This window comes from Gracilimonas tropica DSM 19535 (assembly GCF_000375425.1).
In the GTDB taxonomy this organism is placed as follows: domain Bacteria; phylum Bacteroidota; class Rhodothermia; order Balneolales; family Balneolaceae; genus Gracilimonas; species Gracilimonas tropica.
On sequence record NZ_AQXG01000008.1, the window covers coordinates 1 to 14,225 of the forward strand.

A 14,225-nucleotide genomic window follows, 5' to 3' on the forward strand; every position below is an offset into this window, starting at 1 on the left:
TTATGAGTCGACTGCTCTAACCAACTGAGCTACGGGCCCTTGTATGTTTAAAGCCAATGTCATTTTACTGATGACGCCAATTTTGGCTTTTTGTACCCAAGGTTGTACCCCAGATAACTTGCCAAAAACGATTGTACCTCTTGTTAAAAAAAGGTTATCGGTTTATGTGTTCTTGTTAAAGACACCGGCTTTCCTTTTCAGGTCGCTTACAAACTGTAAGCGCGCCAAAGATAAATATCTTAAAACTCAGAGTCGAATGTTTATGAGCCAAATTTTCAAATAAAACCAGATCTTTTGGTTCTAAGAAATGGCTCCCAAATTTTGCTTTTAAGGCTCTTGATTCAATTTGTTGGGGTGAATGTATCCTACAATCTAAAGTGCAGCTAAACGAACGCAGATGAATCGTTCTAATTATTTCAAGGAAACAGTAACTATATACCTCCTAATCCTGGGCGACTATTGATTAAAAAATAACCTCATATAGTAAAAGCCGAAAAAAGTATCTTTTTCATGTTTCAATGTTTCAAATACATAAAAAGTAACTCTACGTATATGTATTCCCTGTTTTTCTTGAAACATTTTATGAAACATTCATGAAACACAATGAAACATTGATACATTTTGGTGAAACAGAAATGTTTCATTCTTGTTTCAAGGATAATGGTCAATAAGTGGTTGTTATTTAATGGTTAATAATATTGAAAGGTTCTGCTATGAAACATGCATGTTTCAGGAAATGTTTCATAAAAATCGAGCTTTAAATATGAATAAAGATCGATTTTAGACTTTTGAAACATTTTTAGGGAAAAAGTTAAAGAATTCTGATTTTTGTTAAAAAAATCTTATAAAACACTATCACAAATTCAAAAAAGAACTGGATGCGTATTTAAAGATTCGTGGTAAGATAAGCCCCAGTGACTATGTGTTTATTTACACGGGTGGAAATACAAAAGGCCAACCGGTTCGGGGTATGAGAGTGTATCGGGAATTTAAGCGCTACTGCAAAGAAGCGGGAATTTCTACCTCACGCACTTTACATGGTATGCGACACCAAGCGTTTACCACTTGGATTGAGAAAGGGTTTCATACGGCTGAAGCAAGCTATATGGCAGGACATTCAAGTCAGAAAGTGACTGAAAAATACACCCATTTGACTGTTAAGCGTCTAAAAGACAAAATGGATAAGCTTCACAATTGACAGCAATATTTGGTATATTTTTAGCATAATTATGTAAGGTGTTTTGCAGCTAATAGTCTATTTTTAGCATTCACAAAATTTAGCTTTGCTTAAAAAAATCCACAAAACAAAGATTTTTAAAATCTCAGCACGACTTCTGCTGGTCGTATTTGCTATGCACGTGTTAAGTGTGCACAGTCTGGCAGAGTCATTGGTGTATTGTTTTGAAGATAATGGCGATGTAAATGTTGAATCAAAGGCAGAGCTTGGAATTTTATTTAATAGTGAAGCTGAGGTACATAAAGAGGACGGTCACGATCACGAACAGGAAACGGTTTTTCACCAAGATAATGACCACCATCAGGATGTTCCTATTTCTTTACTCTGTGCCAAGGAAGACAAGCTAAATCGCTTTGACCAGCATAAAACAGTCGCTGATCTTAAACGAGCAGTTTTTCAAAAAAGCGAAATCACTCCGGTCTCCCGTTCCCTTCAGCAAATTATTTTCTTACCGCCGGTTATAGAAAATTCTATCACCACCAATCTACAGACGGTAGTACTTCTGAATTAGGCCATACAGCCCCTCCTATCCCTAATTCACATTGAGAATGCCCTTCATACTTCACAGGATCATAGTATCCCGTGCGCATTTCTCATCAATCTACAACAGCTAAAAGGCTGAATACTACATGTCAAAATATATCAAAACGATGCTGCTCATCGGCACGCTTGTGCTTGCTGCCGGTTGCGCCAGCGAACGAACGGTACTTCAAACACCATCTGAAAGCACGCTTATAGAACATGAATCCGAGGACTATTCTTCTCAGATTCTAAACAGAAATTTAAACTCTTCGGCCAATTCGATTACTATTGGCGACACGCTGAGCTATCGAACGGCACTGGCTAAAACGCTCCTCGAAAACCCCGGTCTGCAAAGTTATGCCTGGCAAGTTCGGGTTAAGGAAGCCGAGCGCATTCAAGCTGCTTTGTTGCCCAATCCGGAACTGGAAGCCGAAATGGAAAACTTTGGAGGAACCGGCCCTTTTGAAGGCTATGATTCCAGGGAAACCACAATAAGGCTCAGCCAAAAAGTTCTCTTAGGGGCTGATCGGATGAAACGGAAACGACTGGCCGGTTTAAGCACTGAGCTCGCCGGGTGGGATTACGAAACCCAGCGTTTAAATACGCTCACCGGACTCACACAAGCTTATACGTCCGCTTTGGAAGCCCAACTGCAATGGGAACAACAAAAAGAGTTATTAGATGTTGCCCGACAATTTTATGAAAGCGTGTCGGCGCAAGTCGAAGCCGGGAAAGTTTCAAAACTGGAGCAGACCAAAGCCCAAGTGGAACTCTCTCGTGCACGCATAGATCTGGAAAACAGGCGCAATTCGATGCAATCCGCTTTTACCACACTGGCCTCATTTTGGGGAAGTGATCAGGTATCATTCTCAGTATTGTCAGGAGAGTTAGGGATGCCGGATTCTATTCCAGACTACCAATACGTGGCCGAATTTATAGAGCAAAACCCGGATGTAGCTCGCTGGACTACCGAGATTCAGCAACGGGAAGCTTCCCTTTCGTATGAGCGATCCAAAGCCATTCCTGATATAAAAATCAGCGGCGGGTATCGCTGGATGGAAGATCTTGGAGCTGAAGCTGCTTTGGTTGGTGTTTCTATCCCTCTTCCATTTTTTGATCGCAACCAAGGGAATGTAAAGGCGGCTCGTTATGAGCTCAACCTTGCGGAAAAGTTGCGGGAGTCTGCCAGAATTGAGGTGCAAAAAGCCCTTCAAAATAGCTATAACAAGTTACAGGCTGCTTTATATGAGGCCGAACAACTTCAAGCTGAAGTCTTGCCCGGAGCCCAAACGGCTTATAAAGCTGCCCAAGCCGGCTACCGGCAGGGCAAGTTTGATTTCCTGGAAGTACTGGATGCCCAGCGAACTTTATTTACCAGCCGGACCCGCTACGTGCAAGCGCTGGCTGAACTGAACCGTGCCATCGCACAGGTTGAGCGACTGATCGGTACGCCCTTGAATGAAATTTCTACCAACTAATTATTTGAATCCCATGAAACAGAGATTAAAAACAATGAAGATAATCAATGTATTAATTCCGGTGTGGATGTTGCTTTTGAGTGGAGCCCTCATAAGCGGCTGCAGTTCTCAAAATGAAAATACTCCACAAACCGAAAACCACGCTACGGCAGATGAACATGGCAGTGAAGAAACTCAACATACAGAGGTAGAAGGTGAACACTTGGAGGAACAGAGCGAAGGAACCGGTGAAGTTCATCTTTCTCAAGAGCAAATAGCTTCTCTCAGCATAAACGTAGACACCCTGAAAGCCGGGAGTGCAAGCTCCGTGATTCAACGGCCCGCCAGTGTGATGTACGATATGGATCGCATTGCAAAAGTGGGTCCGCGTATTGAGGCTAAAGTCGTTCAGGTAATGAAAGATCTCGGTGACTACGTGGAAGAAGGAGCACCCATTGCTCAAATGAGCAGCGTTGGACTTGGTAAGATCAAAGCCGATTATATTCGCCTCAGAGCAGCCATGAAGAAAGAAGAAGCCCACTTTAAGCGTGAGCAGAGTTTGTACGAGCAGGATATTTCCAGTCAGGCTGAGCTGTTGCAGGCCGAATTGGAATATGAGCAGGCCAAAGCTGAGCTTGATGCGGTCTCGGAAGCGTTGCGCTTGTACGGCTTGTCGCAAAATGACATCCAAAATATTAAGGCCGGAAGTGAAACTCCGCTTTCCTATTTCTATCTGAGCAGTCCGTTAAACGGAACGATTCAGGAGCGGAATCTTTCTCCCGGGCAAACCATCAGCCCAAATGAAACACCGATTCACGTTGCCGACCTGTCTAAGGTTTGGGTGATGATAGATGGGTATGAGCAGGATATCCGCTATCTGGCTACCGGCCAAACTGTGGAGCTTTCGGTACGAAGCATTCCTGGAATCACCTTTGAGGGAACGACCGACTGGATCTCGTACGAGCTGGAAAAAGAAACCCGTACCATGCCCGTGCGTGCGCTTTTTGATAATCCTGATGGACAACTGCGTGCCGGCATGTTTGGTACCGCTCGCATCTACACCAATTCAAAGGAAACCGCTGCCCTCATTCCGGTGGACGCCGTTCAGCAAATCGAAGGCACCGATCGGGTCTTTGTGCCCGGTGATAAGGCCGGAAGTTTCCGTCCGATTGCCGTTACGCTTGGAAATGAACGAGATGGGTTTGTTGAGGTGATCTCCGGCTTAGATCCGGGGCAAACAGCTGTTGTTTCCGGGGCTTTTGACCTGAAATCGGCCTTAACCGCCGCAACCCGGAGTGCAGATCATGGCCACTAATGCAGATCGGATCAACAAAATTATCACCCTGAATATTTGACCTATGCTTGAACAAATTATTGATAAAGTATTAAAGAACCGGCTGACCATCTTTATTTTGGTAGCCGCAGTAGCGCTCTATGGCTACTTTTCCTTTCGGGATGTACCCATAGATTCCTTTCCCGACGTTTCACCCACACTCGTTCAGGTGTTTACCTCCAGTCCTGGACTTTCTCCGGTAGATGTGGAAACCCAGATCAGTTATCCCATCGAGATCTCCATGTATGGATTGCCGAAGCTGGACCGGGTGCAGAGCACCTCCATTTTCGGGCTTTCCAGAGTGAATATTTACTTTGAGGAAGGAACCGACATTTACTTTGCCCGGCGACTGGTTAACGAACGACTGTCGCAGGCCAAAAACGAGATACCGGATGGACTTGGTGAACCCCAACTTGGCCCCATTACCACCGGACTCGGAACAGTATTGATGTACGAGGTTAAGAATAAAGAAGGCTACGATCACTCTCTGATGGACATTCGAACCGCCCAAGACTGGATCGTAAAACCGCAGCTGCGAACGGTGCCCGGTGTTACGGGTGTGCTGTCGATTGGCGGTGATGTTCGTCAGTTCCAGGTCAAAGCCGATATGAATGCCCTCGTTTCTCGCGGTCTTACGCTTGACGATCTTGAAGGTGCCCTCAACAAAAACAATCGTACGGTGGGTGCTTCTTTTCTGGAACGCGGAGGAGAGGAATACCTTGTGCGCGGTTATGGGTGGATTCAACCCGACGAAGAAGGGATTACTGATCTTGAGAATATTATCGTATCCAACGAAAACGGTACTCCGGTGTATGTAAACGATGTAGCTGAAGTGGAATTTGGCTCCGAAATCAAGCGGGGAACGCTGGTTGCCAACGGAGAAGAATCGGTAGGCGGCTTTGTGTTGAAACTCATCGGAACCAACACACAAGACTTGCTGGCCGAAATGGATAACAAAGTGGATGCCATCAACAATGCCCTGCCCGAAGGGATGGTTATGGAAACGTTCTATTCACAAGGTGAACTGGTGGAAAAGGCGGTGGGTACGGTTACCAATGCCCTGTACATCGGGGCCATTCTGGTGCTCATCGTGCTGTACTTTTTTATGGGAGATATCCGATCCACGCTGATCATTATTTCTACAGTTCCCATCGCCTTTTTGATCGCTTTCATAGGCATGAAATGGCTGGGCATATCGGCCAATCTGATGAGTCTTGGTGGACTGGCAATCAGCATCGGGATGATTGGTGACAGCGCTACCGTGATTGTGGAAAACACTTACCGCCTGCTTGAAGAACGTAAAGAGGGAAATATTTCCCTTACACGTATCGTCAGCGAAGCGGCAAGGGAGGTAATCCGGCCCGTATTTTTTGCCACCAGCATCATTATCATTGTATTTCTCCCGCTCTTCTCGCTGGAAGGCGTGGAAGGTAAAATGTTCAAGCCTTTGGCTTTCACGATCACCTTTGCCCTGGCAGGAGCCATCTTCCTGGCCCTGACCTACATTCCGGTCATCTCCAGTTTTATTCTCCCGGATAAAGGCATGGATAAGGAACCCTGGCTGGTACGGAAACTGAAGGATGTCAGCAAACCGTTTATTGAGAAAACGGCCCGGTATCCTAAAATGGTTTTTGCAACAGCGGTGGTGTTGTTTGCAGCGAGCATGGCCCTGTTCCCCTTTCTCGGCACCGAATTTGTACCTACACTTCGGGAGGGTACCTTTGCCGTTCGCTCGGTTTTACCTCCGGGCGCTAACCTCCCCACAACTACAGACTACGCCCGGCGCATACAGCAATCCATGGAAAATTTCCCTGAAGTAGAGAGCATCCACAGCCGTGTGGGGCGGGCCGAGGTAGGGGGAGACCCTGAACCGGTCAATGTGGTCTTCAATGTCGTGAACCTCAAACCATTAGACCGGTGGGAATGGGGACGTGATTACGAAGAACTTCAGACCGCGATGGCAGAAAAACTATCCGAGGATCTACCCGGCGTTTCTTCCAATTTCTCCCAACCTATTCAGCTTCGTACTGATGAGCTGCTAAGCGGCGTTCGGGCCCAAGTGGTTGTGAGTTTATATGGCGATGACCTGGATGTGCTGGCTGAAAAAGCAGGTGAAATCCAGGCCATTGCTGAAGGTGTGGAAGGAGCTGTAGATGTCCGCGCCCAGCAACAAGGCGGCAAACCGCAAATCCTGGTTCGTCCGGATCGTGAGCAGTTGGCCCGGCTGGGAATTAGCATGGATGACTTCCTTAACACCGTAGAAACCGGGATCGGTGGATCGGTATCCGGGCAAGTCTTCGAAGGCATCCGACGCTTCGATATCTTTGTTCGCCTACAGGAATCTCAGCGAACCCACATTGACCAGGTTCGCGATCTACCCATCCGTACGGCTAAAGGAGCATTGGTTCCGCTGTCACAAATAGCCGATGTGGAAGTCTTTACCGGACCAAAGCAGATCTCCCGAAATAAAGCCAGTCGCCGAACCTATGTACAGCTTAACGTGAGAGGACGAGACATGGGAAGCGTAGTCAGTGAAATTCAGCAAAAGGTGGCTGAGCAGGTCGAACTACCGGCAGGATATTTCACCGAATACGGCGGACAGTTTGAAAATCAACAGCGGGCGATGGCGCGGTTGTATGTAGTGGTTCCCATTACGCTGGGACTCATTTTTTTCATGCTGTTTTCCACCTTCAGTAGCTGGAAATACGCTGTGCTCATCTTCCTGAATATACCCTTTGCCACTATCGGTGGTATTGTAGCGCTTTGGGTGTCCGGTCTCTACTTGTCCGTGCCGGCAGCCGTGGGTTTTATCGCCATCTTTGGTATCGCGGTACTCAATGGCGTGGTGCTGGTTTCCTACATCAACCAACTTCGGGAGGAAGGACTTGAAACCCACAAGGCAGTTGTTAAAGCCGCCTTGTTACGGCTACGCCCTGTACTCATGACGGCCTTAACCACCGGTCTCGGACTGATTCCGTTGCTACTGGCAAACGATATCGGCTCGAATGTGCAACGTCCTCTGGCAGCCGTGGTAGTTGGTGGTCTGGTAACATCGACTCTGCTTACACTGGTGGTATTACCCACTATCTACAAGTGGTTCGCTGAACCAGTAGAACACGTTGAACTGTAATTATAAATAGATACAAACCTTCAAGGTATTTGAAACCTTGGAGGTTTCATTAAAACCAACTTACTATGAAAGAGATTAAAGCATTTATTCGTACCAACATGATTGATTACGTCATTGATGGCCTTGAAGCCTTACCAGAACCGCCTGGTATAACCTTATCGGATGTGCGGGGATGGGGGCACGTTAAAGCCGAAGATAAAGCACGGCTCACCAACCGTATAAAACTGGAAACCGTTGTTCCCGATGAACGGGTTGCTGAAATTATTGATACGATCATCCAAAAAGGAAAAACGGGCAATTCGGGTGATGGCAAAATATTTATATCCGAAGTAGATAAAGCTATAAGAATTCGAACTGGGGAAATCGACGATGAAGTGATTCGATAGGCTAAGATTACATCACTTTATACCCCAAGATTGCTGCCATTTGACCGTGGCAGTAGTCATCTGAAATTATATTCGTGATAACAATGAACTGGGATTTTAAATGCACCGCTTCATTGTTGTTACAACAGCAACTTTTTAAACATAACTGTGACTATGAAAGAACAAATTTTTCGTATAAAAAATATGGTGTGTGAGCATTGCGGAGAAGTACTGGAGAGTAAATTAAACGAAGCAGGTTTTGTTGTAGAATCAATGAGATTAGGCACTATAAAGCTCCAGGAACCGGTTAACGGGCAACAGTTTATCAAACTAACAAATATTGTTCATCAAAATGGATTTGAAATCATAAGTGATAAAAGCAGTCAGTTGGTGGAACAAATCAAACATCTGATTATAGATGTTATTCATGGCCGGAATAAACTGGAGGGTAATCTGTCGGAGTATATAGTGGAGAACATTCACAAAGACTATCAACATCTTAGCAGACTGTTTTCCAGTGTAGAGGGAAAATCTATAGAACGATACTTTATTTTACAGAAGATTGAGCGATCTAAAGAATTGATTGTTTATGGAGAGCAAAATTTAAGTGAGATTGCTTTCGAGCTTGGTTATAGCAGCCAACAGCACTTTTCGCGACAGTTTAAAAAAGAGACGGGACTAGCGCCATCGCACTTCAAAGAAATTAAAGAACAAAAAAGAACTTCCATTGATCGCTTGTAACATAAAATTGCATATAGATATCATACATCTGCAAGATTTCTTTGGCGGAAATAGATAGTATGGGTCAAATATTGGTATAAGAAAATATCATTACTGATTAAAAAGGGAGCAATAAATTCTATGGAAATAATTAAAATCGAACTTGGAAAATTATTGAAAAGTGTTTCTGACTCAAGAGATTTTTGCATTGACCGGCTGTTAGGCAGCCTAAAAAAACGGGAAGGAATTTTAAACATAAAAAAAAGTGAATCAGTTACAGATAAGCCTCAACTCACCATTTCTTTTGATCCAGAAATTATTAGTGAACATCAGGTAAAAAGGATGGCCCGGGAAACTGCCAATTCGCTCGATCAAACCTTTGGCCACTTTCAAATTAGATTAAAAGAATTCACAGATTCCGAAAAACTTAAGGCTGCTACTTCTGTTCTGAAAAATATGAAAGGAGTTATGAATGTTTTGATCGTACCAACCGGCAGCCTGATTGTTGAATTCAATAAATATATTACCCAAGAGTCTATTCTAAATGAGATAATTAAGAACTTAAATGTACTAAGCTAAATTTAATGAGTGGGTACTTTTGTGAACAAAAGGCACAATTATCATGGACTATGAAATACTTTCAAAAAAACAAATAAAAGAAATCTACAGTGATTGGGCGGACCGATACGATCTTTCACTTTGGTTGTTCAACCTGATTGGTTTTCAGTATCAGTTTTACAGAAGAGAAGCTATTAAAGGATTATCGCTAAAACTGGGAGATACTGTTATTGACTTGGGATGTGGTACAGGACTAAATTTTTCCATACTCCAGCGAATGGTTGGATACAAAGGCACGATCATTGGAGTTGACTTATCGGAATCGATGTTAGATAAAGCACAGAAACGGGTAAGACGACACAGTTGGAAAAATGTGCAACTGGTCGAGTCAGATATGGCTGATTTTGCTATTCCAGAACATACGGATGCTGTGCTTTCTACTGCTGCATTGACTATGTCGCCAAAATATGATCAAATCATACAGTACGTTGCTGATGAATTAAAACCGGGCAAACGGATGTCTATTTTTGAATTCAAAAAACCGGAAAAGTGGCCTGAATGGTTAGTAGATGTCACTCTTTCATTCCTGAAAACCTATGGAGTACGAAAGGCTCACACGAAAAGAACTCCATGGAAATCTATGGAACAGCATTTTCAGCAATCAGAAATGAAGGAGTATTACTTCGGAGCTGTTTATGTTTGTTCCGGAACAGCTTGAATATAAAAGCTTTATCTATTACCCTCGCCTCTTTAGTCCCCAAAATTTAATTAAGGCGTACCCAAATAGCATTCCACCCAGATGTGCAAAATTGGCCACTCCGGCCTGTGTGCCTAATACTCCGTTCATTAGCTCAATGCCTCCAAATATGGCTACAAAATATTTAGCTTTAATGGGTATAGGAGGAATAAGAAGAACGATATAACGATTTGGAAACATCATGCCAAAGGCAAGCAAAATTCCATAAACCGCCCCCGATGCGCCAACAGTAGGAACGTTGGCATTTACAAATATCAATTGAATAATTGCAGCCCCAATTCCTGTTATAAAATAATAGATAGTAAATCGCTTAGAACCCCAATAGTTTTCAATAGCTTGACCAAACATCCATAGTGCAAAGAGATTGAAAAAGATGTGTGCAAACCCAGCGTGCAGGAAGAGATAGCTCACCGGCTGCCATATTTCAAACTTTCCGGAATCGAGAGGCCAAAGTGCCCCCAATTGGTATAGAAAGTTACCTAAACCCGGAATATTCAACCCTATGAAAACCAACGCGTTTATGATAAGTAAGTTTTTAACCGCGGTTGGGAATACAGAAAATTGTGAGTTTGGTTGATATTGATCGTTTTGATAATTCAAAGTTGAAGTCTTTACTGTTAACTTTTTCTTGTAAATCTTAAACCTGTGGTAGTCTCTTTAAGTTTCGTGAAGTCAGCTTAACAGCAAAATCCTGCACAAGTACCACATAAATCTGCAAGACTCAACAGAGGTAGTATTGTACATTATGGTAAATAATTAGCAACAGTACAGGAATGATCGAAAACTATTATGATCGAAGTTAGTGAACTTAGTGATTCGTCAGTTTTGGTTTTGAATATTTCAGGAAAATTGACAAAGCAGGATCTTGATGAACTTATTCCCATGTTAAAAAATCATATTTCTCAATCTGACGATCCTCACCTTTATATTAGTATGCAGGGCTTTAAAGGGTGGGAAAGTGTAGCCGCAGCCTGGAAAGATTTAAATCTTGATGCGGACTACATTGGATATTTCGACCGAATTGCTATTGTTGGTGAAAAGAAATGGCAGGAATGGGGAACACAATTGGTCGATGCAATAAGCAAAGAAGAACTTAAATACTTTTATACAGAAGAAGCCGACAAGGGATGGTAGTGGATTAACAATACACACGAATAAAGTACCTATGCAAAATTATGTGAATAGTACATAAGAATGCACCGTTACAGCTATTCACAAGCTGGATTAGGTTGAATCCTGGTTCAGCTTTTTTAACTCAAATTAGGACATTATGGAAAAACTTAAACTTGATTTACCTGTTTTATTGCCTGAAATACCTGATTTAAAAGATCAATGTGTGTCCAGGTTAACCGGAACCTTAGAGGGGCGGGAAGGTATTTTTCGGGTGCATGTCAAAAGCGAAGAAAATCCGCCCCAGCTTTGCATTCATTTTGATCCTGATGTCATTACACTGCATCGAATAAAAAGTATTGCCGAACAGACCGGGGCTCAACTGCACGATAAATTCGGTCACTTGTTGGTTGAAGTAGTTGGAAACAGACATGCCCGTCATGCCCGAAGCATTACCCGTATGCTAAATGAATTGGAGGGTGTAGTTGATGCCTTTGCCGGGTCCAGCGGATGGATTCGAATGGAATTCGACAAAAGCAAGACTACAATTAAAGATTTGATAATTTCTCTTCAAGATATGGGGCTCAGCATTAAGCCCGCATCACTCAAACACCGAAATGAAGAGGGTGAAACTCTTCTTAAGAAGGAATCTAAGTCATTGGATAGAAGCCAAAAAATGAACAATGATATAGAAAAACCACCTGCCAAAAATGAAGAGAATCATGAGGAAAGTGAGGCTAAACATGAAGATGATAGCCATGAGCATGATCAAGACCATGCTCATGAAGACGAAGAGTCGCACGATCATACCCACGCCCACGGCGGCATCTTTGGCGAAAAAACCGAGCTGATCTTCTCGCTGATATGCGGTAGCTTGCTCGGCATAGGATTCGGCCTCTCCTATGTGAGCACGGTGCCCGGCTGGGTCTCGCTTGCACTATATGTGAGCTCCTACTTCTTTGGTGGATTCTACCTGGTGCAGGAAGCTTACACCGAAGTAAAAGCCGGAAATTTCGAGATTGATTTCCTGATGCTGGTTGCCGCGATTGGAGCTGCAATCCTTGGTGAGTGGGCTGAGGGGGCGCTTCTGCTTTTCTTGTTCAGCCTTGGACATTCCCTGGAACACTATGCTATGGGTAGGGCACGAGATGCCATCAAAGGGCTTTCTGACCTTGCGCCAAAAACCGCTCTGCGAAAAAAAGATGGAACCACCGAAGAGGTACCTGTTGAGGAGTTGCAGGTTGGAGATGTTATTGTGATCAAACCGAACAGTAAAATTTCCGCCGACGGGGTAGTTATCAATGGCGAGAGCAGCGTCAACCAGGCACCCATCACCGGCGAAAGCGTGCCCGTGGACAAGATGGAATATGACGATCCTGAATCCATCGATGAAGATGCAGATTCTATTGACGATAAGCACCGCGTGTTTGCCGGCACCATCAATGGAAATGGAAGTCTGGAGGTAAAGGTGACAAAACTTTCCAAAGATTCCACACTTTCTCGCCTGATCAAGCTGGTTAACGAAGCCGAAGCTCAGAAGTCGCCGACCCAACAGTTCACCGACAAATTTGAAAAGTATTTTGTACCGTCCGTGTTAGTATTAGTGGTGATATTGAATTTTGCTTTTCTGGTTATAGATGAATCTTTTTCAGCAAGTTTTTATCGGGCCATGGCGGTTCTTGTGGCAGCAAGTCCCTGTGCACTGGCTATTTCTACGCCCAGCGCAGTGCTTAGCGGTGTAGGACGAGCCGCAAGAGGTGGAGTTCTGATAAAAGGCGGTCGCCCCCTTGAAAACCTTGGAATATTAAAGGCGTTAGCTTTTGATAAAACCGGAACCCTCACAGAAGGCGAGCCCAGACTTACTGATGTGATCACCTTTGGTGATACGGAGGAAAACGAGTTGTTAAAAGTAGCTGTAGCTGTAGAAAGTTTAAGTGATCACCCCCTCGCTGATGCCGTGGTGCGTGATGGAAAAGAGAAGTTAGGGGAAACTGATTTTCCCGAAGCCGAAGATCTTGAATCCATTACAGGGCGGGGAGTAAAAGCGAAACTGAACAGTTCTACGGTACATATCGGTAATACGGAATTGTTTGAAGAAGCCGATGGCATCAAGCTTTCCGATGATCTTAAGCAAAAAGTTGAAGATCTGGAAGGCGAAGGAAAAACGACCATGATTGTTCGACAAGGGGATCGATATCTTGGTATGCTTGGGCTGATGGATACCCCACGAGAGGATGCCAAGGAGGTTATTCAAAAACTGCGGGACATGGGCTTGACACACCTGATCATGCTTACGGGCGACAATCAGCGGGTGGCCGATGCTGTTGCTAAAGAGATCGGTATCGACGACCCAAAAGGTAATTTACTGCCTGAAGACAAGGTGGAAGCTGTCAAAAAGCTTCGTGAAGAGGAAGGCGACGTAGCGATGGTAGGCGATGGCGTCAACGATGCTCCGGCCATGGCCAACAGCACAGTGGGCATTGCTATGGGAGCAGCCGGATCAGATGTGGCCCTTGAAACAGCCGATGTAGCTTTAATGGCCGACAAGATTTCCGTTCTTCCGTTTGCTATCGGACTGAGCCGCAAAACCAAATCGATCATCAAGCAGAACCTGTGGATCAGCCTGGGTATGGTGGCTCTGCTTGTGCCAGCTACGATTTTTGGCCTGAGCATGGGTTGGGCAGTCATCGGCCACGAAGGGTCAACCGTAATTGTTGTTTTCAATGCATTGCGGCTGCTGGCGTATAAATCCTAAGAAAGTTTATTTTAATTATACGCCACTCCAAACCCGTGACATTTATGAAATGGACATTCGAAAATCATGAAATGGATTTAAAAAATTTAAATCCACAGGTAAGAAAGAAAGCCCTGGAAATTGCAAACCGTTTGATGGAGAAAGGCAATTACTCCAAAGGTGAAGCTATGAAACAGGCAATAAAAGAAGCCCAGGAATGGTTTTTGGATATACAAGGATGATTGTACAAGATCCATTTCCATCTTTTAATTCCAACTGCCTGAGTTCAAGAAATAACAGAC

General features: G+C 44.1%; 13 protein-coding genes. 12 read left to right on the forward strand and 1 reads right to left on the reverse strand.

Going from position 1 to position 14,225, the window contains the following annotated elements; genetic code table 11:
- Positions 1 to 892: 892 nt before the first annotated feature.
- The 9 genes from B151_RS18685 to B151_RS0112315 all read left to right on the forward strand — a co-directional run bounded on the left by B151_RS18685 (position 893) and on the right by B151_RS0112315 (position 10,040).
- The gene (locus B151_RS18685; RefSeq protein WP_281103937.1) at positions 893 to 1,198 is read left to right on the forward strand and encodes a tyrosine-type recombinase/integrase; all 306 of its coding nucleotides are present in this window, start codon (positions 893 to 895) and stop codon (positions 1,196 to 1,198) included.
- 85 nt (positions 1,199 to 1,283) lie between these two features.
- Entirely contained in the window at positions 1,284 to 1,748 is a 465-nt protein-coding gene (locus B151_RS0112280) for a hypothetical protein (RefSeq protein WP_020403942.1), read from the forward strand.
- Positions 1,749 to 1,866: 118 nt separating this feature from the next.
- Positions 1,867 to 3,237 (forward strand): TolC family protein, encoded by a 1,371-nt coding sequence (locus tag B151_RS0112285; protein ID WP_020403943.1) that lies wholly within the window; start codon positions 1,867 to 1,869, stop codon positions 3,235 to 3,237.
- Between the two features lie 34 nt (positions 3,238 to 3,271).
- On the forward strand, positions 3,272 to 4,531 hold the full coding sequence (locus B151_RS0112290) for an efflux RND transporter periplasmic adaptor subunit (protein ID WP_020403944.1): 1,260 nt from the start codon (positions 3,272 to 3,274) through the stop codon (positions 4,529 to 4,531).
- Between the two features lie 43 nt (positions 4,532 to 4,574).
- Positions 4,575 to 7,679: an efflux RND transporter permease subunit gene (locus tag B151_RS0112295; protein WP_020403945.1), complete on the forward strand. Its 3,105-nt coding sequence runs from the start codon at positions 4,575 to 4,577 to the stop codon at positions 7,677 to 7,679.
- Positions 7,680 to 7,744: 65 nt separating this feature from the next.
- On the forward strand, positions 7,745 to 8,065 hold the full coding sequence (locus B151_RS0112300; protein WP_020403946.1) for a P-II family nitrogen regulator: 321 nt from the start codon (positions 7,745 to 7,747) through the stop codon (positions 8,063 to 8,065).
- A 153-nt stretch (positions 8,066 to 8,218) separates the two neighbouring features.
- Entirely contained in the window at positions 8,219 to 8,785 is a 567-nt protein-coding gene (locus tag B151_RS0112305; RefSeq protein ID WP_020403947.1) for a helix-turn-helix domain-containing protein, read from the forward strand.
- Between the two features lie 120 nt (positions 8,786 to 8,905).
- Positions 8,906 to 9,343: a hypothetical protein gene (locus B151_RS0112310; RefSeq protein ID WP_020403948.1), complete on the forward strand. Its 438-nt coding sequence runs from the start codon at positions 8,906 to 8,908 to the stop codon at positions 9,341 to 9,343.
- A gap of 43 nt (positions 9,344 to 9,386) precedes the next feature.
- Positions 9,387 to 10,040 (forward strand): class I SAM-dependent methyltransferase, encoded by a 654-nt coding sequence (locus B151_RS0112315; RefSeq protein WP_020403949.1) that lies wholly within the window; start codon positions 9,387 to 9,389, stop codon positions 10,038 to 10,040.
- An 18-nt stretch (positions 10,041 to 10,058) separates the two neighbouring features.
- Here the strand turns inward: B151_RS0112315 and B151_RS0112320 are convergent, their stop codons facing one another.
- Entirely contained in the window at positions 10,059 to 10,679 is a 621-nt protein-coding gene (locus tag B151_RS0112320; RefSeq protein WP_020403950.1) for a rhomboid family intramembrane serine protease, read from the reverse strand.
- A 189-nt stretch (positions 10,680 to 10,868) separates the two neighbouring features.
- Between B151_RS0112320 and B151_RS0112325 the strand changes: the two genes are divergently transcribed.
- From B151_RS0112325 to B151_RS20175, 3 genes are all read left to right on the forward strand, one after another.
- A complete protein-coding gene (locus tag B151_RS0112325) occupies positions 10,869 to 11,213 on the forward strand; it encodes a SpoIIAA family protein (protein ID WP_020403951.1) in 345 nt (114 codons plus the stop codon).
- A gap of 136 nt (positions 11,214 to 11,349) precedes the next feature.
- Positions 11,350 to 13,944, forward strand: a complete 2,595-nt coding sequence (locus B151_RS0112330) for a heavy metal translocating P-type ATPase (RefSeq protein WP_020403952.1) — start codon at positions 11,350 to 11,352, stop codon at positions 13,942 to 13,944.
- Positions 13,945 to 13,988: 44 nt separating this feature from the next.
- A complete protein-coding gene (locus B151_RS20175) occupies positions 13,989 to 14,165 on the forward strand; it encodes a hypothetical protein (RefSeq protein ID WP_020403953.1) in 177 nt (58 codons plus the stop codon).
- Positions 14,166 to 14,225 lie beyond the last annotated feature (60 nt).

Coding starts and splice junctions, on each gene's coding strand:
- B151_RS0112285 (WP_020403943.1), top strand. CDS start 1,867: ATGTCAAAATATATCAAAACGATGCTGCTCATCGGCACGCTTGTGCTT.
- B151_RS0112290 (WP_020403944.1), top strand. CDS start 3,272: ATGAAGATAATCAATGTATTAATTCCGGTGTGGATGTTGCTTTTGAGT.
- B151_RS0112295 (WP_020403945.1), top strand. CDS start 4,575: ATGCTTGAACAAATTATTGATAAAGTATTAAAGAACCGGCTGACCATC.
- B151_RS0112300 (WP_020403946.1), top strand. CDS start 7,745: ATGAAAGAGATTAAAGCATTTATTCGTACCAACATGATTGATTACGTC.
- B151_RS0112305 (WP_020403947.1), top strand. CDS start 8,219: ATGAAAGAACAAATTTTTCGTATAAAAAATATGGTGTGTGAGCATTGC.
- B151_RS0112310 (WP_020403948.1), top strand. CDS start 8,906: ATGGAAATAATTAAAATCGAACTTGGAAAATTATTGAAAAGTGTTTCT.
- B151_RS0112315 (WP_020403949.1), top strand. CDS start 9,387: ATGGACTATGAAATACTTTCAAAAAAACAAATAAAAGAAATCTACAGT.
- B151_RS0112325 (WP_020403951.1), top strand. CDS start 10,869: ATGATCGAAGTTAGTGAACTTAGTGATTCGTCAGTTTTGGTTTTGAAT.
- B151_RS0112330 (WP_020403952.1), top strand. CDS start 11,350: ATGGAAAAACTTAAACTTGATTTACCTGTTTTATTGCCTGAAATACCT.
- B151_RS20175 (WP_020403953.1), top strand. CDS start 13,989: ATGAAATGGACATTCGAAAATCATGAAATGGATTTAAAAAATTTAAAT.